Origin of the sequence: Enterobacter sp. DNB-S2 (assembly GCF_019443845.1) — a bacterium.
GTDB classification, from domain to species: Bacteria; Pseudomonadota; Gammaproteobacteria; order Enterobacterales; family Enterobacteriaceae; genus Enterobacter; species Enterobacter asburiae_B.
In genome coordinates this window covers 2,777,186-2,796,462 of sequence record NZ_CP050520.1, presented here as the reverse complement: position 1 = coordinate 2,796,462, position 19,277 = coordinate 2,777,186, and the positions used below count along the sequence as shown (strand labels likewise).

Genomic DNA, 19,277 nt, shown 5'->3' with positions numbered 1-19,277 from the left:
CGAGAGTTAATTAAGCACCGGGGAATATCACTTTTCGGACAGTTTCTCCAGGCCCTTTTTTAACGCATGTCTTACCGTTTCTGAATCCATGCCCATCTGTGCATGAATAATTGCGCCGTCAATGAGCAGCATGATTTCATTGACGACGCGCTCATCAGCACTCTTCGTCAGCAAGGCAATAATTTTCTTTGTTTCTGATTTATGACTGCGGCATATCTCTTTTATTTCGTTTTCAATATCTTCCGATTTCGCCTCTGCGCTGGCGTTAATAAACGCGCAGCCGTGGAACTCGGGCGAAATAAACCATTCGTAAAGCGTTGCGGATATCGCATCGGCAGGTATTTCGCCTTGATCGAGATGTCGACGCAGCGTGGTCTCAAACCAGTTAATCCATATTTCATGCCGGTAGTTCAAATAGGCAAGAATAAGCAAGCTCTTGCTGGGAAAATGGCGATAGAACGTCACCTTGGTCACTTTAGACGCTTTAATCAGCGTATCCACCCCCGTCGCCCTGAAGCCCGTGGAATAAAACAGATCGTGCGCCGTGAGTAATATCTTATCTCTGACGCTAATTTTAGTATCGTTGTCTGCGGGTTCTGTTTTCACTTTTGGGTAGCCTCTAAAATAATGTTGACAGCGTTATTTTACAGGCATAGATTACCGCAAGTAGACAGACCTGTCTACATAATATAACGCTGAGGTAATCGCCATGAACACACGTCCTCCTTTACCGCCCTTCACTCGTGAAAGCGCCATCGAAAAAGTCAGACTGGCAGAAGATGGCTGGAACAGCCGCGACCCGGCGAAAGTCGCGCTTGCCTATACGCTGGATACCCAATGGCGTAACCGCGCAGAGTTCGCCACCAATCGTGAAGAAGCCCAGGCGTTTCTGGAGCGGAAATGGAAAAAAGAGCTGGACTATCGTCTGATTAAAGAGCTCTGGGCATTTACGGAGAACCGGATCGCGGTGCGCTATGCCTATGAATGGCATGATGATTCCGGCAACTGGTTCCGCTCTTACGGCAATGAAAACTGGGAGTTTGAGCCGGACGGGCTGATGAAGCGCCGCTTTGCCTGCGTAAACGATATGCCGATCAAAGCCTCTGAGCGTCTGTTCCACTGGCCGCTGGGCAGACGCCCGGACGATCACCCTTCGCTGAGCGATCTTGGCTTATAGGATTTTTGCATCACTCCGGGCCGCCCCGGAGTGATGAATTTACAGCGCGCCCAGCTGTTTCATCAGCGTCAGGTTGTCCTCAATATGCCAGTTAGCCACAATTTTACCGTCAGCAATCTTATAAAGATCCGTGGCGATGAAATCTATTTTCTGCCCCTGTCCTTTCAGCTTGCCAAATGTTCCGGTGAACGTGCCGTGAAAATGTAAATGCGAAACCACGCGATCGCCTGAAATAATCATTTGCTCAACGTCACAGCGCAAATCAGGCACGGCTGCGCGAAACGCGCGGGACGCTAAAATAGCGCCTTCCGGCCCCTGCCTACGCCCTTTCGGAGGCGTTTTATCAATAAAACCTGCCGCCAGGGCATCACGCGCCAGGGTTTCATTACCCGTGTTCCAGAATGAAGCATATTCTCTGGCAACGGCTTCATTCACCTTTAATTGCGCCTGCGGCAGGCTGTTGTCCACTATAAGCTGTTTCGGCTGCAGCCATTCCCCCTGCGCGGAAATCGCATTGCCCGACAGACCTGCAAAAATAACCATCGCTACCGCCGAATGAAAATACGTCGAATATTTCATGATATCTCTCAATAGAGTATTACATTCCCGCAGACGATTTCCTGCGGTTCAAATCAGAAAGGGTCAGTTAATTAACGCCCCGCCTTCAATATCAATGACCGACCCCGTGACAAAGGGATTATCAATGGCGAAAAGATATCCTTGCGCGACGTTCTCCGCCCTTCCCCAGGCTTTGGCTGGCAGGGTTTCCGCCGCGGCAGCGAGCATTTTTTCCCGCGCGGCGGCGTCCATGCCCGCATACGCTTCCGTGTCGGTCAGCCCCGGACTCACGACGTTGACGCGCAGCGGTGAAAGCTCTTTCGCCAGCACTTTTGTCGCGGCCTCGATGGCGGCATTCATCGTCGTTTTAACAATGGCGCCCGCCACGGTGCGACGCGCCACGAACCCGCTGGTGAACGTCAGCGTACCGCCGGGGGCGATGTTCCCGCAGAGATAGCGGGCGACATTGATGCTTCCCCAGAATTTTGTATCAAAAGCCAGCCTTGCCGCGCGGAGATCCAGCCCGGAAAGAAGCCCTCCCGGTGCCTGTGAACCCGCCGTAACGACGATATTATTGACCTCACCCAACGTTTCACCGAGTGCGACAAGCTCTGCCTCACGACTGATATCCAGCACGAGGGTATGAACAGACGCGGCGTGGGCGCTCAGCCGTTGCCGCGCAGCGTCCAGCTTCGCGCCGTCGCGGCCCGCGAGAATAATCTCCTCACCGCGCCCGGCAAGCAGGCTGCCCACGGCGAAACCGATGCCGGAAGCGCCGCCGATAATTAAGGTTTTACGGGTCATAACGTCTTCTCCTGCAGGGTGTAAATGGGGTAATCGGTATATCCCGTCGCGGTGCCGCCAAACAGCGTGGCGGGATCGCGCACCTGGGCCAGAGGCAGCTGGTGCGCCAGACGGTGGGGTAAATCCGGGTTGGCAATAAACGGCCGTCCGAAGGCAATCAAATCGGCATAGCCGGCAGCAAGGATCTTTTCCGCTTTTTGAAGGTCATAGTTCCCCGCGACGATAAGGGTTCCGCTAAACGTCTCGCGAAGCGATTGCCGGAACGGCTCAGGTACCTGCGGCGCATCGTCCCAGTCGGCTTCCGCCAGGTGGATGAACGCAATCCCTTCTTGTTCACACCAGGCCGCGAGAGCGAGTATGGCTTCCGTCACCTGCGGATCGTTCATCCCGCGCTGGGTAATAAACGGGGAAAGGCGAATGCCCGTACGCTCGCGGCCAATGGCCTCGGCAATGGCGCTTAGCACCTCCTGAGCAAAGCGGATCCGGTTCGCCAGCGTGCCGCCGTACTCGTCCGTGCGTTTGTTGGAGGTTTGCCGCAGAAACTGGTCGATCAGATAGCCGTTTCCGCCGTGAACCTCCACGCCGTCAAACCCGGCCTGAACGGCATTCAGTGCCGCCTGACGATAGTCCGCGATGATGCTGAGGATGTCCTTGCGCGAGAGGGTTCTCGGCTGCGGACAGTCAACCATTTGGCCTTCCCCCTTTTCATTCACCACCCACACCTGCGCGTCCGGCGCCAGCGCTGATGGGGCGACGGGCTGACCATCCTGATGAAAACTGGCGTGCGACATTCGCCCGACGTGCCAGAGCTGCGAAAAAATCACCCCGCCCGCCTGATGCACGGCGCCCGTGGTGAGCTGCCATCCTGAAACCTGCTCAGGCAAATGGATGCCGGGCGTCCAGGAGTATCCCTGGCCCTGAGGCGAAATCTGCGTGGCTTCCGTGATGATTAATCCGGCGCTGGCCCGCTGCCGGTAATACTCCGCCATCAGCGCCGAGGGAATATTTCCCGGCTGAAGGGAGCGCGCGCGGGTCATCGGCGCCATGACGATACGGTTTTTCAGGTCTTGCTGACCCAGCCTGTAGCGTTCAAAAAGTGAGGTACGTTGCATGTTTTCATCCCTTATGGTTTGGATGAAATCACTTTACAGTCGGCATCTGATTTTGATAATTACGCTAAAATCAGATTCACTTTTCGGAATATATGAATAATGGGTAAACTCGAAGACATGGCGTTACTGGTGGAAGTTGCCGAGGCCGGCGGTCTTTCTGCCGCCGGGCGACGCCTGTCGCTTTCCCCCGCCACCATGACGGCCAGGCTGAAGGCGATTGAGGAGCGTTACCAGACGCGCCTGTTTCACCGCTCAACGCGATCCATCACGCTGACCCGCGCCGGGGAAGAGTTTTACCATGCCGCGCTGCGCGTGCTGGAAGAGGTGCATCACGCCGAGTCGTTACTGACGCAAAAGGAAGGCGTGCTCAGCGGCAACATTCGCCTTTCTGCGCCCTCGGACTTTGGCAGACAGTATCTTAGCCCCACCGTCGTGGAATTCTCCCGACGCCATCCCGACGTTAAATTTTTCATCTCGTTAAGAGAACACGTTGAGGATCTGGTCGCTAACCGGCTGGATATGAGCGTGCGTTTTGGCAACCTGCCGGACAGCAGCCTTGTCGTCAGAAACATCCGCCCGAACCATCGGGTGCTGGTCGCCTCCGGGGAGTATCTTAACGAACGCGGCATCCCCGCCACGTTTGCCGATTTAGCTCAGCACCGGTGCCTGGCGCTTGAGTCTCAGGGCGTGGTGATGAACGAATGGCGCTTTGAAAAAGATGGCGATGAAAGCGTCGTTCGCGTAGAGCCAGCCATGGTGTGCGACGACGGGGCTTTGCTTCGTCAGTGGGCACTCAGCGGAGCTGGCATCGCGGGGAAATCGTGGTGGGACGTCAAAGACGATGTTGAAACCGGAAGGCTCACGGTACTGTTTGCCGACAGCTTCACCGGCTTTAGCCGATACGATCGCAAAGATGTCGGCCTGCAGCTTGTTTACCCCCAGCGCAAACTGCAGCCGCTTCAGGTCACGGCGTTTAGCCAGTTTTTTCTCGACTGGCTAAAAAAACAGTAAAATTAAATCGCGTCAGGCATCTGCGGTTAATTTCTCGCCAAAATAAGAGATGGCGCGCATTTCGGTGACAACCTCAGGACTACTCTGTGTGCGGTTTTCAGGAGGTACAAAATATGAAAAAGCTTCTGATCTGTTGTTTGTTTGGTAATACCGCAAACTCTCTCGCCAAAAAAATGCAGTCTCTGGCAGAACGCGAAGGCTATCCGCTGATGATTAGCGCTGTTGGGCTGGATAACTTCGCCAGCGTCGCTCCCGCTTTCGATGGTTTCCTCATCGCGCCGCACATTCAGTACAAACTCGATGAGATAAAAGAAACGGTGGGCAATACGCGTTCACTCGCCATTATTGAGAGCCTGCCCTATGCCTCTCTCGACGCGAGGAAAGTATTGAATTTCGTGAAGGAGCAGATGCCTGAACTGGCTGCCTGACAGATAAGGCCGCATCGGTTTTGCGGCCTCCTCTCACCCGGCGATCAAAACGTGTCGACACAAGGCTGACCGACCTTATTAAGGGCGTTTTTCAACCTGGCTCTGAGTTCAATTAACGCCGCTTCTTTCTCTTCAAGCTGCTGCAGCTTGTGGCGCAGAGACGCCTGTTTTTGCTCAGCGGTAAATTTGTCGTCAACCCAGACAGCCAAAACCTCTGAAATTTCAGCTAAGGTAAAACCCAGCATTTTGGCATGCTTGATCATGTTTAAACGCTGTAAATCGACGGCGGAATAGACTTTATAGTTATTGCTGCGATTGGGTTGCGGGATATTCTCTAACAGCCCCTGTCGCTCATAGTAACGCACCGTCTCTTTCGACAATCCCGTTTTCGCACACAGTTCACCAATTCGCATCGCGTCGCCCTCACCTTGTAAAAATCACGCTTGACCGTGTACCTAAGTGCACGGTTTATGCTGTGCAGCATACATTAGGGAAACGAGATTAAACATATGAATTCTTTTGATTATACAGGTAAAACAGCGCTGATTACCGGAGCGTCGTCGGGCATAGGCCGTGATTTTGCCCGGCAGCTCGCCGCCCGCGGCGTGGCCTTGATCCTGGTCGCCCGCAGCGAGCCAAAGCTGCAGGCGCTTGCCGTAGAGTTAGTCAGAAAGCACGGCGTCTCCATCACGATTATCGTGCAGGATTTAGTGAAGCCGGAAGCCATTCCCCACATTGTGGAACGGCTTGAAACCTTAAGACGCGTCCCCGACATTCTGATCAATTGCGCCGGCTTCGCCACCTACGGGCCATTCGAAAAGCTGTCCATCGACAGGCAGCGTGATGAGATAAACGTAAACTGCATGGCCCCCGTGGAGCTGACTCACGCCTTGCTGCCGGGAATGCTGCAGCAGGGCTCCGGGGTAATTATTAACGTTGCCTCAACGGCCGCGATGCAGCCGGATCCCTTTATGGCGATTTATGGCGCAACCAAAGCCTTCCTGCTCTCGTTTTCGAACGCGCTGTGGGGAGAGTATCGCTCAAAGGGCATCCGCGTCCTGGCGCTTTGCCCCGGCGCAACGGATACGGCCTTTTTTGATGTGGTGAATGCTGAGGAAGCCTCGGTCGGTAAACGAATGCCCGCTGACAAGGTGGTCACCCTGGCGTTGAAGGCCGTGGAGAGTAACCGTAACTACCTGATTACCGGATGCGGTAACTGGCTTCTGGGGCAGCTACACCGGTTCGTGACGCGCAGGCGTCTGGTGCTTATCGTTGAAAAAATATTGCGTCCGCGCTCGGCCTAAGCAAAAACGGCTCTGTTCAGCGCAAGGGAGTTGCGCTGAAATCCTCGCTTATCGCAGGCAGAGAGATGCCATAGTGCACGAAAAACAGTGATACACTTACCGCATCTGGTTGATCGTCCCGTCTGAACGGCGCATGATGAATGACGGTAACCAAATCTCAAAATGGTCACTCGTTGTTAATCGTAGCCCGTCACGCTAAGCTTAAATAATGACTAAAAATATGAATCCCCCATCATCACGTGGTCCCCTTGATCACGCTGTCAGAGAGCAAATCGTCGAAGCGGCTTTTGAGCACTTCGGCCACTACGGCTATGAAAAAACCACCGTCGCCGAACTGGCTAAATCCATTGGTTTTTCAAAGTCCTACATTTATAAGTTTTTCGATTCCAAACAGGCAATCGGCGAGGTGATCTGCGCTAACCGCCTGGAGCTGATCATGGCGGCAGTACTATCCGCCATCGAGGATGCGCCGTCGGCAAGCGAAAAATTACGCCGCCTTTTCAAAGCGCTCACCGAGGCGGGAAGCGAGCTGTTTTTCCACGACCGTAAGCTATACGACATCGCCGCCGTCGCCGCGCAGGAGCAGTGGCCTTCCACGCAAAAGTACAGCGAAAGCCTGATGAAGCTGATTGAGAGCATCATTATCGAAGGCAGGCAGGCCGGCGAGTTTGAAAGAAAAACGCCGCTGGATGAAGTCACCTGTGCCGTCTACATGGTGATGTGCCCTTACATTAACCCCGTTCAGCTGCAGTACAACCTCGAAATGGCCCCCACCGCGGCGGTGCTTCTCTCTTCACTGATTTTAAGAAGCCTGGCCCCCTAATTTGTGACCATTGACAATTTTGGTCACTAGTCAGAGAATGCGGATACCGTCCTGTTACGTCAAAAAGGTTTCCCATGCTCAGGCTCACTTCAGCCCACGTTGCCGTTTGTCTCCTGCCGTTTGCCCTGGTGGCCTGCGGCGATATTTCAGCGAGTGACGATCCGCGCACCAAGCCACCGCTCGTCAGATCCGCCTCCGTCGAGCTTGCGAACAATACCGCCCGCGCCTTCACGGGCGTGGTGGTCGCAAGAACGCAAAGCGATTTAGGCTTCAGAGTTCAGGGAAAAATCCTTGAGCGACTGGTCGATACGGGCCAGACCGTCAAACAGGGCCAGCCCCTGCTGCGCCTGGATCCGGTTGACCTGAAGTTACAGGCTCAGGCGCAGCAGCGCGCGGTGGATGCGGCCCAGGCGCGCGCGCGAAAAGCCACCAGCGATGAGGCGCGCTATCGCGGTCTTGTGGCGTCCGGCGCGGTGTCTGCCTCGGAGTATGACCAGATCAAAGCGGCGGCCGATACGGCCAGGGCCGATCTCAGCGCCGCCCGGGCGCAGGCCAGCGTGGCGCAAAACGCCACGGGCTATGCCGTGCTGCTGGCGGATTCAGACGGCGTGGTCATGGAGACGCTCGCCGAGCCGGGCCAGGTCGTCAGTGCCGGACAGGTGGCGATCAGGCTCGCCAGAGCGGGACAGCGTGAAGCGCTCGTCCAGCTTCCGGAAACCCTGCGCCCTGCCGTCGGCAGCGAAGCGCAGGCCACGCTGTATGGCAATGAAAAACATCCGGTCACCGCAACGCTGCGCCTGCTGTCTGATTCGGCCGATGCCGCGACCCGCACGTATGAAGCCCGCTACGTGCTGGATGGCCTGCTGGCGAACGCGCCGCTGGGGGCGACCGTCACGCTGAACATTCAGGACAATAAAGCGGAAGGTCAGGTCATGCAGGTCCCGCTGGCTTCACTCTATGATGCAGGAAAAGGTCCCGGCGTCTGGCGTATTTCCGCCCAGCCGGCAAAGGTTGCATGGACGCCCGTCAGGGTGCTGAGCGTGGGTGAAGATGCGGCGCAGGTCACGGGCGGCGTGAAGCCCGGTGAGAAGATTGTTGCGTTAGGTGCCCATCTTCTGCACGAAGGTGAGGTCGTCAGGCTTGCTAAGCAGCGCAATGCCGCCCTGGCGGAGAACACACCATGAGCGGAAGCCGCTTTAACCTGTCGGCGCTGGCCGTCCGCGAACGTTCCGTCACGCTGTTTCTGATCGTTCTGGTCACGATTGCCGGAATTTACGCCTTCTTTGGGCTCGGGCGGGCGGAAGATCCGCCCTTCACGGTAAAGCAAATGACGGTGATAACCGTCTGGCCGGGCGCGACCGCGCAGGAAATTCAGGATCAGGTCGCCGAGCCGCTGGAAAAGCGCCTGCAGGAACTCAAATGGTACGACCGTACCGAAACCTATACCCGCCCCGGCATGGCGTTTATCACGTTGTCATTGCAGGACAAGACTCCGCCAGCCGAAGTGCAGGAGGAGTTCTATCAGGCGCGGAAGAAGCTTGGAGATGAATCTCAGCGTCTTCCGGCGGGCGTCATCGGCCCGATGATCAATGACGAATTCTCGGATGTCACCTTTGCCCTCTTTGCCCTGAAAGCGAAAGGCGAACCGCAGCGGCAGCTGGTACGCGATGCCGAAGGCCTGCGCCAGCAGCTTCTGCACGTTCCCGGCGTGAAGAAAGTGAACATTATCGGCGAACAGGCCGAGCGGATTTACATCTCCTTCTCCCACGACCGTCTGGCGACGATAGGGCTCTCACCCCAGGACATTTTCAACGCCCTCAACAGCCAGAACGCTTTAGCCGCGGCGGGCTCCATTGAGACCCGAGGCGCGCAGATTTTTATCCGCCTGGACGGCGCGTTCGATGAACTGCAGAAAATCCGCGATACGCCTTTTGTGGCTCAGGGCAAAACGCTCAAGCTGTCCGATGTGGCAACGGTTGAGCGAGGCTACGAAGATCCCCCGACGATGCTGATACGCAATCAGCATGAGCCCGCCCTTCTGCTGGGCATCGTGATGCGTGAAGGCTGGAACGGTCTGGCGCTGGGGAAAGCGCTGGATGCGGAAACGGCAAAAATAAATGATAGCCTGCCGCTTGGCATGTCCCTGACCAAAGTTACCGACCAGTCCGTGAATATTCGCTCGTCGGTCGATGAGTTCATGATCAAATTCTTCGTCGCCCTGCTTGTGGTCATGGTGGTGTGTTTTGTCAGCATGGGCTGGCGCGTGGGTGTTGTCGTTGCGGCGGCGGTACCGCTGACGCTGGCTGTCGTTTTCGTGGTGATGGAAGCCGCGGGGATAAACTTTGACCGCGTTACGCTGGGCTCCCTGATCCTCGCCCTCGGCCTGCTGGTTGATGATGCCATCATCGCCATCGAAATGATGGTGGTAAAAATGGAGGAAGGTTACGACAGAATCAAAGCCTCGGCCTTCGCCTGGAGCCATACCGCCGCGCCCATGCTGGCCGGTACCCTGGTGACGGCCATTGGCTTTATGCCGAATGGTTTTGCCCAGTCGACCGCAGGGGAATACACCAGCAATATGTTCTGGATCGTCGGCCTCGCTCTGATTGCCTCGTGGTTTGTCGCGGTGGTGTTCACGCCCTATCTTGGGGTGAAGATCCTGCCGGCGATCCCGAAAGTCGAAGGGGGTCATGCCGTCATCTATAACACGCCTCGCTATAACCGTTTTCGCCAGCTGCTTGCCCGCGTTATCGCCAGAAAATGGCGGGTGGCCGGCTCGGTGGTCGCCATTTTCATCGTGGCCGTGCTCGGCATGGGCCTGGTAAAAAAACAATTTTTCCCAACCTCCGACCGCCCGGAAGTACTGGTTGAGGTGCAAATGCCCTACGGTACCTCGATTGAGCAAACCAGCGCCGCAGCGGCAAAAATCGAAGCGTGGCTGGGCCAGCAGCCTGAAGCCAAAATTGTCACGGCCTATATTGGTCAGGGTTCACCCCGTTTTTATCTGGCGATGGCGCCAGAACTGCCCGACCCGTCTTTTGCGAAAATCGTGATCCTGACGGACAGCGAGACGTCGCGCGAGGCGCTTAAGCTCCGGCTGAGAGAAGCTGTCGCCAACGGCCTTGCCCCCGAAGCCCGCGTACGGGTAACGCAGCTGGTGTTTGGCCCGTACTCGCCCTTCCCGGTTGCCTGGCGCGTGTCGGGGCCGGATGTCGAACAGGTGCATGGCATCGCTGACAGGGTGAAAGCCGTGCTCCAGGCGAGCCCGATGATGAGAACCGTCAACACCGACTGGGGCTCACGCGTTCCTGTCCTGCATTTCACCCTCGATCAAAACCGCCTGCAGGCGACCGGCTTGACCTCCAGTGCCGTTGCTAATCAGCTTCAGTTTCTGCTCTCAGGCGTTCCCGTCACCTCCGTGCGGGAGGATATTCGCTCGGTAGAGGTCATTGGCCGCGCGGCGGGAGATATCCGTCTTGACCCGGCCAAAATCGAGGGTTTCACCCTTGTCGGCAATGCGGGACAGCGCGTTCCGCTGTCTCAAATCGGCAAGATTGAGATCGGTATGGAAGATCCGATCCTGCGCCGTCGCGATCGCACCCCGACGATTACCGTGCGGGGCGATATCGCTAACCATCTTCAGCCACCGGATGTGTCGGTCGCTATCATGAAGCAGCTCAATCCGATTGTTGATGCGCTGCCGGCCGGATACCGTATCGACATGGCGGGTTCGATTGAGGAATCGGGCAAAGCCACGCAGGCCATGATTCCGCTGTTCCCTATCATGATTGCCCTGACGCTGCTGATCATCATTTTGCAGGTGCGCTCAATCTCGGCGATGGTGATGGTGTTCTTAACCGCGCCGCTGGGGCTGATTGGCGTAGTGCCCGTGCTGTTGATTTTCAATCAGCCGTTTGGCATCAACGCGCTGGTCGGCTTAATCGCCCTTTCCGGCATTCTGATGCGCAATACGCTGATCCTGATCGGTCAAATCGATCATAACCAGAAGCAGGGCCTCGAGCCGTTCCAGGCGGTGGTTGAAGCGACGGTCCAGCGCGCACGCCCCGTCTTGCTGACCGCCATGGCCGCCGTGCTGGCGTTTATTCCCCTGACGCATTCGGTGTTCTGGGGCACGCTGGCTTACACGCTGATAGGCGGAACGCTGGGCGGGACGATCGTCACGCTCGTCTTCCTGCCCGCGATGTATGCGATATGGTTCCGGATCCGTCCTGCGGAACAACGGGTGCAGCACCCTGCATAAAACGTGTAAACTACCATGAGTAGATAACACTTCTGAGGAAAGCATGGTTGTTAAGCGCTTAAGAAAAGAGGACCGCCGCGTGCAGCTGCTGGAGGTTGCGCGCGGAATCGTTCGTCAGCAAGGCACGGAGGCCCTAACTCTTGGCTACCTGGCCGAGCGGGCCAACGTGACCAAGCCTATCCCCTACGATCACTTTGGCGATCGTGAAGGGCTGCTGATGGCGCTGTACCAGGATTATAGCGACCGGCAGCTGGCGAAGTTCCGCGAGACGCTGGCGGTCGACAGCAAAACGCTGGAGAAGACGATCCGCTTTTTCAGCGCCGCCTATATTGACTGCGCCATTAGTGCCGGACCTGAAACCGGGCCAATTGCCGCAGCGCTGTCCGGATCCCACGCGCTGCAGACGTTTCGTGAGGCATGCGTGGCCGAATGCGCCGACTGCCTGCGTACCGCGCTTTCCCCGTTCGTCGCGCTGAAAGGCGTTCAGGGAGAAGCGGTACTGACGGCCATCATTGGCGCGGCGGACGCGCTCAGCACCGCCGCGGTCAACGGCGTGCTCGCCCGGAACGTGGCGGAAGATACGCTCAGCGGCGCCATGACCGGCGTGCTGGAGACCTACGTGAATAGCACAAAATGATCGCTGGGGGCGGATTGACACCTAAGTTACCAATAGTAATATAGGCGTCAGTTCTCACCCATTCGAGGTCGCTATGTCTGCTACAAATGCCATTAATAACGCACTGATCGTGACGGCTCATCCTGTCGACAATTCGTTATCCCATTCGCTGGCAGCCCGTATTGCCGGAAAATTACGCGAGCAAGGTACGCAGGTTGAGATCGCCGATCTGCATGCTGAAGGGTTTAATCCGGGGATGACCCGCGCCGATCTCGATTTGTATCACGGCGATCCGAGCGCCCTTCCCGACGATATTCTGCGCGAGCAGCAGCGCGTCGAGCGAGCGGATATGCTGGTGTTTGTCTTCCCCGTGTACTGGTGGTCGATCCCCGCGCTGTTGAAAGGCTGGTTCGATCGCGTATTAACCCTGAACTGGGCGTATAAGGTGGCCGACGATGGCCGGATTGTGGGCAGCTTACGCGACGTTCCCGTCCGCCTGATTGCCACAGGCGGCAGCGATCTCACCGGATTCGACAAACACGGCTATTCGACGGCGATTCAGACGCAGATAATCGAAGGCGTGTTTGGCTTCTGCGGGTTGAAGAACGTTAAGCTCGATATCCTTTACCAGGCAGACACGGCGACGCCTGAGCAGGTAGAGGATTTCCTGCAGGGGCTAGAGAGTCTTAAATAATCCCGGCTATCCAGTCACAGCAAAGGCGCGCCTCCTTCGCCAGAAGGAAGCGCGTGTCTCGTTATCACCTACCACCGTCAGGGGCGATCTTTTAATCCTGCTGGCTAACCGGAACTCTCTTTCCAGCGATTATTCAAAAAATAACGAGAAAAGGCCAATCGCCATCACTACGCTCATAATCACCTGAATCAGAATAATAAAAAAAGCGACCCCACCCAAGACTGTGATTTTTCGACGCAGAATGAAAGTAATGCCGGAAAGTACAGCACAGAACAGAATGGCTTTAAGGATATAGGAAAGCGGAACCATTGCCGGGTGACCGGTATGCACTCCAGCAAGCCCAATGAGACCCAGCAGAAAACCTCCGCAGAATCCCCATCCCCAGAAAGTCATCGGTAAGCTCATCTGCCCCGCGACTAATCTTTTCAACATACGCACATCCTTTTTGTGATTATTTTTATCAAAATTCACCGGTTTACAGGGTAAAACCCCCGTCACCCACCTGCGCCTGGGCGTACCATTTCATCAGCTCCGCGCAACCGGGCGCGTTCTCAGCCGGTGACCATTGGGCGGTATCGTGCTCCGGAACAGGCTGATAGCCGCCGTGTTTTACCTCGAAAATGACGCCGCCTTTATCCAGCGACAGCACGGCATGCCAGGTACCGGCATCCATCTCCAGCACTTTGCAGTCTTCACCTAACACCACGCGCTGGGTCACGTTACCGCCGTCATCAAAATTCAACACCAGAAAGCGACCGCTCAGAGCCGTCAGCAGTTCAAACGTGTGCGGGTGGCGATGAGGGCGAACATAGGTCCCAGGCTCCATCGCGATAGCCAGGCGCTGCACCGGGTCGCTCAGCTCGGGATGTAAATTGCGGTGCGCGCGTAAGCGAGGAGAATTGGCAGCCTGCTCGCTTTGTTGCTGCAGGTCACTGAACGTAATTTGTTTCATATACACCTTTGTGAATGGAGTCAGCGGACGGCAACCCTTTAGCCGCACGACGTTATACCATTCTGGACGGTCGATGAGCGATGGCATTTGTGAAACAAATCGCTGCAGCGTGAGGATGCGCGCGATCGCCCCCAAAGCGCAACGTTGAGTAAAACTCACATTGATTCCCACTATTTATCGTTTTTAAAAAGTGACGCACCTGAAATACCATCCATTCACCCCTGGGATAGAAAAATAAATAATACTAAGCCTGTATGGAGCACCTATGACACTCGATGTTTTATTCCCTGTATTGAATATTATCTCGCCTCATAAATTTAGCGCCCAAACAAATGTGCATGAGTTGATAACGTTACTTTCAGCAGAAAAGGAAAGCTCAGAAGCGCTATCGCCCTTCATCCATCGACTGCATCTTTTGGCTTTCGCCCAAGGCAATCCGGGTAACGCCGAAGAGTTGCTCTCAGCGCATTTACCAAAAGAGGGTGGGATCCTTCCGCTGCTGGACTTTGCGGACTGGCCAAAGGTGCGTTACGCCGCGTCAGGCGAAGCTCAGACGCGTGAATCGCAGGAGTATTTCCGTGACATGACCTCGGCTGCCAATCTGTTACGCACTGCGCTGATCGACGCCGAGCGAGCAAAGGGAACGCCTGCGCTTTATATTCTGGATAAATTACTCAACCTGAACAGCGCCCTGCCGGAGCGATATAAAGATATGGCAAATATTCCCTACGCATAAATATGTTCTATATGCGGAATATCCTTCACTAAATATTCCGCTATTTACTAAACCCGCTTTTCGTTGTAATCAAGACAGACGATATCCAACGAAGGCAGTACCGGCGCATTAAGGTTAAGCCACGCCAGCAACCGTTCAATACTCTGTCTTCTGAGCGAATTTTTCGGCCAGACGAGGTAGTAGCCATCGCCGGTTGCGATAGCTTCCCTGAAGGGCAGCGCGAGCAGGCCGCTTTTCAGCGCGTCGAGCGTGAGGCGGAGGTCGGCCATCGCTACGCCGTGACCGTGCATGGCGGCCAGGCTTCCCTGCTCCAGGGTGTCGAACACTATTCCACGACTCACGTCGAGCCCGGGGAATGACCCGGTTCTTTTCAGCCATCGCTTCCAGTCCCGTCTGTCCGGAGAGGGATGGATAAGATCGCACTCTGGGAGCTGATGCCGGGTAGACTCAAGCAGCGACGGGGTACAAACCGGAATGAGCCATTCACTGAAGAGCAGCCGGCTTTCCGTTGACTCGCCGAAATAGCCATTACCGAGCAGGATCGCACAATCGTAGGGCTCACGGCTGAAGTCAACGGTGTCGAAGTCCATCCAGACGCTGGCAATTTCAATTTTTGGCTTCGCGTGGTTCTCGCGAAAGGATTTAAGCACATTCAGCAGCCACCGCATCGTCAGGGTGCTGGGGGCTTTGAGGCGCAGAAGGTGGTTTTCGCTTCTGAATGCGCGACAGGCCCACTCAATATTCGAGAAACTTTCGCTGAGCTGTCCGGCCAGAATACGTCCGGCATCACTGACCTCCACTCGCGGCCCCTGGCGTTTAAAGAGCTCACAGTCGAACCACTGTTCAAGCGTCCGGACATGCCTGCTGACCGCGCCCGGCGTGATATTCAGTGCTTCAGCCGCTTTGCTGAAGGAGTTCAGCCGCGCGGCAACTTCAAAAGCGCGCAGCGCATACAGTGGTGGTAAAGACATACATTCCCTTTCTGTGAGGTTTAGCTATGCAGTTTTTGTATTATCGGCACTCGGTGACTTGTCGCTCAGGTCCTCAGACGGGAACGTCATCAGCAGCTCCCTGAGCAGGGACTCAAGCTGCGCGCGCTGCGCGTCAGACAAGTTGCTCAGCAGCGCATTTTGCGTTTGTGTATGGACGATCAGCGCCTGTTCGATGCGCTCCTGCCCGTGCGGCGTCAGGCTTACGAGGGTGCTGCGCTTGTCATCCGGATCGGCAATTCGCCTGATAAGCCCAAGCTGTTCGAGATGGCTGAGCCGGTTCGTCATCGCCCCTGAGGTTACCAACAGCGATTTATAGAGCTGCGTGGGGGAAAGGCAGTACGGCTCACCGGCGCGACGCAGCGTGGCGAGCACGTCAAACTCGCCCTCGCGAAAACCAAACTGCGCCATCGCCTGCGCCCATTCTTTTCCCAGATGCTTCATCAGCCGGAGCATTCGGCCAAAAATTTTCATCGACGAGGCGTCCAGCTCCGGCATGGCGCGGCTCCACTGGCCGACAACGAAGTCTACGTGGTCTTGCATTTTCACCCCTGAGGCATACGAATTTATCCTGTTGTGCGGTACATCTTACGCAAAAATGCATTTTATCTTAACGTTAAGATAAATGCTCGTGCGATTTGCCCGGGCCATTCACAACCGAAAAGGACTCCATGTTGAAACGCACGTCGCCTTTACTCTTCGCCGTTATCGCTTTTATCGTCGGGCTGAACCTGCGCCCCATTCTGGCTTCTGTCGGACCGCTGTTTTCCGTGCTGCAGCGCGAAGCGGGGCTGACCGCTACGCAATTCAGCCTGCTGACCACCCTGCCGGTCGCGATGATGGGGCTTGCCGCCCTGTGTGGCCCCTGGCTTTTAGCCCGAGTCGGCGCCGTACGGGGAATTATGTTTGGGCTCTTTATCCTGCTTGCGGCCTGTTTGCTGCGCGGTTTTAGTGCCTCACCGGAGAGTCTTATGGGCACCGCGCTACTGGGCGGGGCCAGCATAGGCACGATCCAGGCGTTAATGCCTGCCCTGATTAAAAAGGAATATACGCAAACGTCCAGCACGGTAATGTCGCTTTTCAGCACGGGCATTATGGCAGGAGCGGCAATCGCCGCCGCCAGCGCCGAGCCGTTGTTTTCATGGCTCACGCTGAAGCCCGCGCTGGCAATGGCCGGGCTGTTAGCGCTGCTGGCGCTGATACTGTGGTTAACCCTGGTTAAGCATCCTCAGGAGGAAAAAACAGCACGCGAAACCGTTACGCTCTCGTCCTCCCGTACAGGGCTACTGCTGCTCTTTTTCGGCGTGGGAACGGGAGCCTACACGCTGGTATTGGCCTGGCTGCCCCCGCTCTATATTCAGGCGGGATGGTCCGCACGCAGCAGCGGCTACATGCTGGCCTGGCTGACGTTAACCGAGGTTGTCGCCGGGTTTGCCGTCTCCGCGCTGATCGGTAAATTCCCCGACCGCCGCGTGCCGCTGATCGCCGTATTGCTGTTGCTGCTGGCAGGATTACTGTGTCTGGTCTTTGCGCCGGGTACGACGCCTGTATTATCCACGTTGCTGCTTGGCACCGGGATCGGCGCCCTCTTCCCGCTGTCGCTCATCGTCACGTTCGATCATGCGCGAACGCCCGCGCAGGCCGGGAAGTTGCTGTCTAAAGTTCAGGGAGGCGGATACACGATCGCCGCGCTTATGCCGTTAATTGCGGGGATCGTTCGCGACAGTTCGGTCTCGCTGACCAGCGCATGGCTGATCATGAGTGCGGGAGTCGTGCTGCTGATCGTTATCGCGCTAAATTTTAATCCCGTCGTGGACGTGCAGGCACGGTGAACGCGATACCAGTTTTGAGAGTCGTATTTCCGCCGATCGTAAGATAAATTCAGGGTGAATTTCACCTCATTCAGGAGTGGATATGTCGCAGACGTTACCGGAAATTGATGTCTTGTTCGTCGCCGGGTTCGGGCCCATTTCGCGGGATACGGAGTCCAGCACCGCGTTTTATGTCCAGACACTCGGCCTTCCGCTTAAGCCGATGGAGGGGAATACCGATTATCTGCTCACTGAAGAGGGCCAGCTGGAAGGCGTGAAGCATTTCGCCGTCTGGCCGCTCGCACAGGCGGCAACGTCCTGTTTTGGAGAAGAACAGTGGCCAGTTGAGCACCCGATACCGCAGGGATGGGTTGAGTATGAGGTACAGGATTTGGACTCGGCTACCCGCGTTCTGAGCGAAAAAGGCTATCGGATGCTGGTGGCTAACCGTTTGGAACCGTGGGGGCAAACCGTCACTCGCCTGCTCAGCCCGGAAGGCTTGCTTACCGGGCTGACGATTACGCCGTGGCTGCGGGGATAATGGGGTTTTGGAAAGCAGCATTGTGGTGGGAAACGCCTGCTTTGAGCGAACAGTGGGCGTACCCTTATGCTATTTACACCAACGTTGTGAGTCTATTTCTGTTAAGTTGAATGACGATGAAAACACACTCAGTCCTAACCTATTCAATGATTATTATCACCTGTTTGACTCAGGTGGGATAACGTTCGCCATTTTCCCGCCGGTAAGGCGGGCCTTACCGGTAACAATCCAGTGAGGTAAGAATGGACACAAATGCAGTAACGACGCCTGAAAAACCTGTCTTGCACTTGTTATGTGGAAAAATTGCATCCGGAAAATCCACATTGTCAGCAAAATTAGGATCATCACCTGGGACTGTAATTGTCAGCGAGGATCGCTGGCTGGCTGCCCTCTTTACCAATGAAATGCAATCCATATCTGATTATGTGCAGTATTCATTAAGACTAAGAAATGCCATGAAGCCTCATCTGGTGTCACTACTCAAAGCTGGTTTATCAGTGGTTCTTGATTTCCCGGCAAACACACAAACAAATCGTGAATGGATGATGAGCATTATTAAGGAGTCAGGTGCCAGTAATCAGCTGCACTATCTGAAAGTTTCTGATGAAGTATGTAAATCCCGCTTGCGCGCCCGTAATGCAGAAGGCGTGCATGAATTTTCTGCCTCAGATCAACAATTTGACATCATAACGCGCTATTTCGAAGAGCCAACGGCTGATGACGGGTTTGATATTATCGAATACAGCTAAATTTACCTTCCTGCACAAAAGCCGCCAGTTGGCGGCTTCATTATTTTCCATCTCATACGGTTATAAATGGTACTACAGCGAACTAAAAGTCCGCTCCTGGCACAAAGCGGACATCGGGTATTCCGGAAGTGCCCGACTCATGGTTAATTCCATTCACCAAAACTCTCACCTCCCCAAAGCCTCCACAATCGCCCTCTCCATTTTCTCTGGCGTGGTCATCGGTGCAAAACGCTTGAGTGGTTTACCGTCGCGGCCGATCAGAAACTTAGTAAAGTTCCACTTGATCCGCCCTCCCAGCACGCCGGGCAATTCGTTTTTCAGATAACGAAACAGCGGGTGCGCCGCATTGCCGTTAACCTCCAGCTTCTCAAACATCGGGAAGCTCACGCCGTAGTTGATGTGACAGGTTTTCGAGATTTCGTCGGCGCCGCCGGGTTCCTGTTTACCGAACTGGTTGCAGGGGAAGCCCAGCACTACTAGTCCTTGATCGGCGTATTTCTTGTATAGTGCTTCAAGGCCAGCATATTGCGGCGTAAAGCCACACTGGCTGGCGGTATTGACGACCAAAACCACCCTTCCCGCATAGTCGGCCATTGAGATAAGGCGGCCATCCAGGCGGGTGGCGGTAAGTTGATAAAAGCGAGTCATACTGAAATCCCTCAAGGCTGGCCGAAAAATTCACGGTGACCATCAACAGGGCCGCCGCCGTTT

The 19,277-nt window shown here is 55.6% G+C and carries 23 protein-coding genes; 13 read left to right on the top strand and 10 right to left on the bottom strand.

Annotation, left to right across the window (positions count from 1 at the left end):
• Positions 1-27: 27 nt before the first annotated feature.
• Entirely contained in the window at positions 28-606 is a 579-nt protein-coding gene (locus tag HB664_RS13340; RefSeq protein WP_219939602.1) for a TetR/AcrR family transcriptional regulator, read from the bottom strand.
• 103 nt (positions 607-709) lie between these two features.
• Between HB664_RS13340 and HB664_RS13335 the strand changes: the two genes are divergently transcribed.
• Entirely contained in the window at positions 710-1,177 is a 468-nt protein-coding gene (locus HB664_RS13335; protein WP_023311608.1) for a DUF1348 family protein, read from the top strand.
• Positions 1,178-1,216: 39 nt separating this feature from the next.
• On the opposite strand, the gene HB664_RS13330 is transcribed toward HB664_RS13335, so the two are convergent.
• The 3 genes from HB664_RS13330 to HB664_RS13320 all read right to left on the bottom strand — a co-directional run bounded on the left by HB664_RS13330 (position 1,217) and on the right by HB664_RS13320 (position 3,651).
• Complete coding sequence (locus HB664_RS13330; RefSeq protein WP_069302782.1) at positions 1,217-1,756, bottom strand: ester cyclase; 540 nt, start codon at positions 1,754-1,756, stop codon at positions 1,217-1,219.
• 63 nt (positions 1,757-1,819) lie between these two features.
• Entirely contained in the window at positions 1,820-2,539 is a 720-nt protein-coding gene (locus HB664_RS13325; RefSeq protein ID WP_219939601.1) for an SDR family oxidoreductase, read from the bottom strand.
• On the bottom strand, positions 2,536-3,651 hold the full coding sequence (locus HB664_RS13320; protein WP_219939600.1) for an alkene reductase: 1,116 nt from the start codon (positions 3,649-3,651) through the stop codon (positions 2,536-2,538). The genes HB664_RS13325 and HB664_RS13320 overlap by 4 nt, the downstream gene beginning before the upstream one ends.
• A gap of 99 nt (positions 3,652-3,750) precedes the next feature.
• Between HB664_RS13320 and HB664_RS13315 the strand changes: the two genes are divergently transcribed.
• Both HB664_RS13315 and HB664_RS13310 read left to right on the top strand, forming a co-directional pair.
• Positions 3,751-4,662, top strand: coding sequence for a LysR family transcriptional regulator (locus HB664_RS13315; protein WP_219939599.1), 912 nt, complete (start codon positions 3,751-3,753; stop codon positions 4,660-4,662).
• 113 nt (positions 4,663-4,775) lie between these two features.
• The gene (locus HB664_RS13310) at positions 4,776-5,090 is read left to right on the top strand and encodes a PTS sugar transporter subunit IIB (RefSeq protein WP_094935234.1); all 315 of its coding nucleotides are present in this window, start codon (positions 4,776-4,778) and stop codon (positions 5,088-5,090) included.
• Positions 5,091-5,134: 44 nt separating this feature from the next.
• Here HB664_RS13310 and HB664_RS13305 read toward each other — a convergent pair whose 3' ends face one another.
• A complete protein-coding gene (locus HB664_RS13305; protein ID WP_241188627.1) occupies positions 5,135-5,470 on the bottom strand; it encodes a MerR family DNA-binding protein in 336 nt (111 codons plus the stop codon).
• 129 nt (positions 5,471-5,599) lie between these two features.
• On the opposite strand from HB664_RS13305, the gene HB664_RS13300 reads away from it, so the two are divergent.
• From HB664_RS13300 to HB664_RS13275, 6 genes are all read left to right on the top strand, one after another.
• Complete coding sequence (locus HB664_RS13300) at positions 5,600-6,394, top strand: SDR family oxidoreductase (RefSeq protein WP_219939598.1); 795 nt, start codon at positions 5,600-5,602, stop codon at positions 6,392-6,394.
• Between the two features lie 208 nt (positions 6,395-6,602).
• On the top strand, positions 6,603-7,217 hold the full coding sequence (locus HB664_RS13295) for a TetR/AcrR family transcriptional regulator (RefSeq protein WP_087822516.1): 615 nt from the start codon (positions 6,603-6,605) through the stop codon (positions 7,215-7,217).
• Between the two features lie 74 nt (positions 7,218-7,291).
• Positions 7,292-8,401, top strand: a complete 1,110-nt coding sequence (locus tag HB664_RS13290) for an efflux RND transporter periplasmic adaptor subunit (RefSeq protein ID WP_219939597.1) — start codon at positions 7,292-7,294, stop codon at positions 8,399-8,401.
• On the top strand, positions 8,398-11,478 hold the full coding sequence (locus HB664_RS13285) for an efflux RND transporter permease subunit (RefSeq protein WP_219939596.1): 3,081 nt from the start codon (positions 8,398-8,400) through the stop codon (positions 11,476-11,478). The genes HB664_RS13290 and HB664_RS13285 overlap by 4 nt, the downstream gene beginning before the upstream one ends.
• A gap of 43 nt (positions 11,479-11,521) precedes the next feature.
• Positions 11,522-12,115 (top strand): TetR/AcrR family transcriptional regulator, encoded by a 594-nt coding sequence (locus HB664_RS13280; protein WP_219939595.1) that lies wholly within the window; start codon positions 11,522-11,524, stop codon positions 12,113-12,115.
• Between the two features lie 73 nt (positions 12,116-12,188).
• Positions 12,189-12,788, top strand: coding sequence for an NAD(P)H-dependent oxidoreductase (locus HB664_RS13275; protein ID WP_219939594.1), 600 nt, complete (start codon positions 12,189-12,191; stop codon positions 12,786-12,788).
• Positions 12,789-12,917: 129 nt separating this feature from the next.
• Here HB664_RS13275 and HB664_RS13270 read toward each other — a convergent pair whose 3' ends face one another.
• Positions 12,918-13,220 (bottom strand): hypothetical protein, encoded by a 303-nt coding sequence (locus tag HB664_RS13270; protein WP_048980816.1) that lies wholly within the window; start codon positions 13,218-13,220, stop codon positions 12,918-12,920.
• Positions 13,221-13,263: 43 nt separating this feature from the next.
• Entirely contained in the window at positions 13,264-13,740 is a 477-nt protein-coding gene (locus tag HB664_RS13265) for a WbuC family cupin fold metalloprotein (protein ID WP_033145441.1), read from the bottom strand.
• Between the two features lie 265 nt (positions 13,741-14,005).
• On the opposite strand from HB664_RS13265, the gene HB664_RS13260 reads away from it, so the two are divergent.
• Positions 14,006-14,476 carry a hypothetical protein gene (locus HB664_RS13260; RefSeq protein WP_219939593.1) on the top strand — a complete coding sequence of 157 codons (471 nt, stop codon included), beginning with the start codon at positions 14,006-14,008 and terminating at the stop codon, positions 14,474-14,476.
• 47 nt (positions 14,477-14,523) lie between these two features.
• Here HB664_RS13260 and HB664_RS13255 read toward each other — a convergent pair whose 3' ends face one another.
• Both HB664_RS13255 and HB664_RS13250 read right to left on the bottom strand, forming a co-directional pair.
• Complete coding sequence (locus HB664_RS13255) at positions 14,524-15,447, bottom strand: LysR substrate-binding domain-containing protein (protein WP_219939592.1); 924 nt, start codon at positions 15,445-15,447, stop codon at positions 14,524-14,526.
• 24 nt (positions 15,448-15,471) lie between these two features.
• The gene (locus HB664_RS13250; RefSeq protein WP_033145438.1) at positions 15,472-16,008 is read right to left on the bottom strand and encodes a MarR family winged helix-turn-helix transcriptional regulator; all 537 of its coding nucleotides are present in this window, start codon (positions 16,006-16,008) and stop codon (positions 15,472-15,474) included.
• A gap of 128 nt (positions 16,009-16,136) precedes the next feature.
• Here HB664_RS13250 and HB664_RS13245 point away from each other — a divergent pair, with 128 nt between their 5' ends.
• The 3 genes from HB664_RS13245 (at position 16,137) to HB664_RS13235 (ending at position 18,566) form a co-directional block, all read left to right on the top strand.
• Positions 16,137-17,297 carry an MFS transporter gene (locus HB664_RS13245; protein WP_219939591.1) on the top strand — a complete coding sequence of 387 codons (1,161 nt, stop codon included), beginning with the start codon at positions 16,137-16,139 and terminating at the stop codon, positions 17,295-17,297.
• Between the two features lie 82 nt (positions 17,298-17,379).
• Entirely contained in the window at positions 17,380-17,817 is a 438-nt protein-coding gene (locus HB664_RS13240; RefSeq protein ID WP_219939590.1) for a VOC family protein, read from the top strand.
• 242 nt (positions 17,818-18,059) lie between these two features.
• Positions 18,060-18,566, top strand: coding sequence for an ATP-binding protein (locus tag HB664_RS13235; RefSeq protein ID WP_219939589.1), 507 nt, complete (start codon positions 18,060-18,062; stop codon positions 18,564-18,566).
• Positions 18,567-18,731: 165 nt separating this feature from the next.
• Here HB664_RS13235 and HB664_RS13230 read toward each other — a convergent pair whose 3' ends face one another.
• Entirely contained in the window at positions 18,732-19,214 is a 483-nt protein-coding gene (locus tag HB664_RS13230) for a glutathione peroxidase (RefSeq protein ID WP_219939588.1), read from the bottom strand.
• Positions 19,215-19,277: the final 63 nt, after the last annotated feature.

Coding starts and splice junctions, on each gene's coding strand:
- HB664_RS13335 (WP_023311608.1), top strand. CDS start 710: ATGAACACACGTCCTCCTTTACCGCCCTTCACTCGTGAAAGCGCCATC.
- HB664_RS13330 (WP_069302782.1), bottom strand. CDS start 1,756: ATGAAATATTCGACGTATTTTCATTCGGCGGTAGCGATGGTTATTTTT.
- HB664_RS13325 (WP_219939601.1), bottom strand. CDS start 2,539: ATGACCCGTAAAACCTTAATTATCGGCGGCGCTTCCGGCATCGGTTTC.
- HB664_RS13320 (WP_219939600.1), bottom strand. CDS start 3,651: ATGCAACGTACCTCACTTTTTGAACGCTACAGGCTGGGTCAGCAAGAC.
- HB664_RS13315 (WP_219939599.1), top strand. CDS start 3,751: ATGGGTAAACTCGAAGACATGGCGTTACTGGTGGAAGTTGCCGAGGCC.
- HB664_RS13310 (WP_094935234.1), top strand. CDS start 4,776: ATGAAAAAGCTTCTGATCTGTTGTTTGTTTGGTAATACCGCAAACTCT.
- HB664_RS13300 (WP_219939598.1), top strand. CDS start 5,600: ATGAATTCTTTTGATTATACAGGTAAAACAGCGCTGATTACCGGAGCG.
- HB664_RS13295 (WP_087822516.1), top strand. CDS start 6,603: ATGACTAAAAATATGAATCCCCCATCATCACGTGGTCCCCTTGATCAC.
- HB664_RS13290 (WP_219939597.1), top strand. CDS start 7,292: ATGCTCAGGCTCACTTCAGCCCACGTTGCCGTTTGTCTCCTGCCGTTT.
- HB664_RS13285 (WP_219939596.1), top strand. CDS start 8,398: ATGAGCGGAAGCCGCTTTAACCTGTCGGCGCTGGCCGTCCGCGAACGT.
- HB664_RS13280 (WP_219939595.1), top strand. CDS start 11,522: ATGGTTGTTAAGCGCTTAAGAAAAGAGGACCGCCGCGTGCAGCTGCTG.
- HB664_RS13275 (WP_219939594.1), top strand. CDS start 12,189: ATGTCTGCTACAAATGCCATTAATAACGCACTGATCGTGACGGCTCAT.
- HB664_RS13270 (WP_048980816.1), bottom strand. CDS start 13,220: ATGTTGAAAAGATTAGTCGCGGGGCAGATGAGCTTACCGATGACTTTC.
- HB664_RS13265 (WP_033145441.1), bottom strand. CDS start 13,740: ATGAAACAAATTACGTTCAGTGACCTGCAGCAACAAAGCGAGCAGGCT.
- HB664_RS13260 (WP_219939593.1), top strand. CDS start 14,006: ATGACACTCGATGTTTTATTCCCTGTATTGAATATTATCTCGCCTCAT.
- HB664_RS13255 (WP_219939592.1), bottom strand. CDS start 15,447: ATGTCTTTACCACCACTGTATGCGCTGCGCGCTTTTGAAGTTGCCGCG.
- HB664_RS13250 (WP_033145438.1), bottom strand. CDS start 16,008: ATGCAAGACCACGTAGACTTCGTTGTCGGCCAGTGGAGCCGCGCCATG.
- HB664_RS13245 (WP_219939591.1), top strand. CDS start 16,137: ATGTTGAAACGCACGTCGCCTTTACTCTTCGCCGTTATCGCTTTTATC.
- HB664_RS13240 (WP_219939590.1), top strand. CDS start 17,380: ATGTCGCAGACGTTACCGGAAATTGATGTCTTGTTCGTCGCCGGGTTC.
- HB664_RS13235 (WP_219939589.1), top strand. CDS start 18,060: ATGGACACAAATGCAGTAACGACGCCTGAAAAACCTGTCTTGCACTTG.
- HB664_RS13230 (WP_219939588.1), bottom strand. CDS start 19,214: ATGACTCGCTTTTATCAACTTACCGCCACCCGCCTGGATGGCCGCCTT.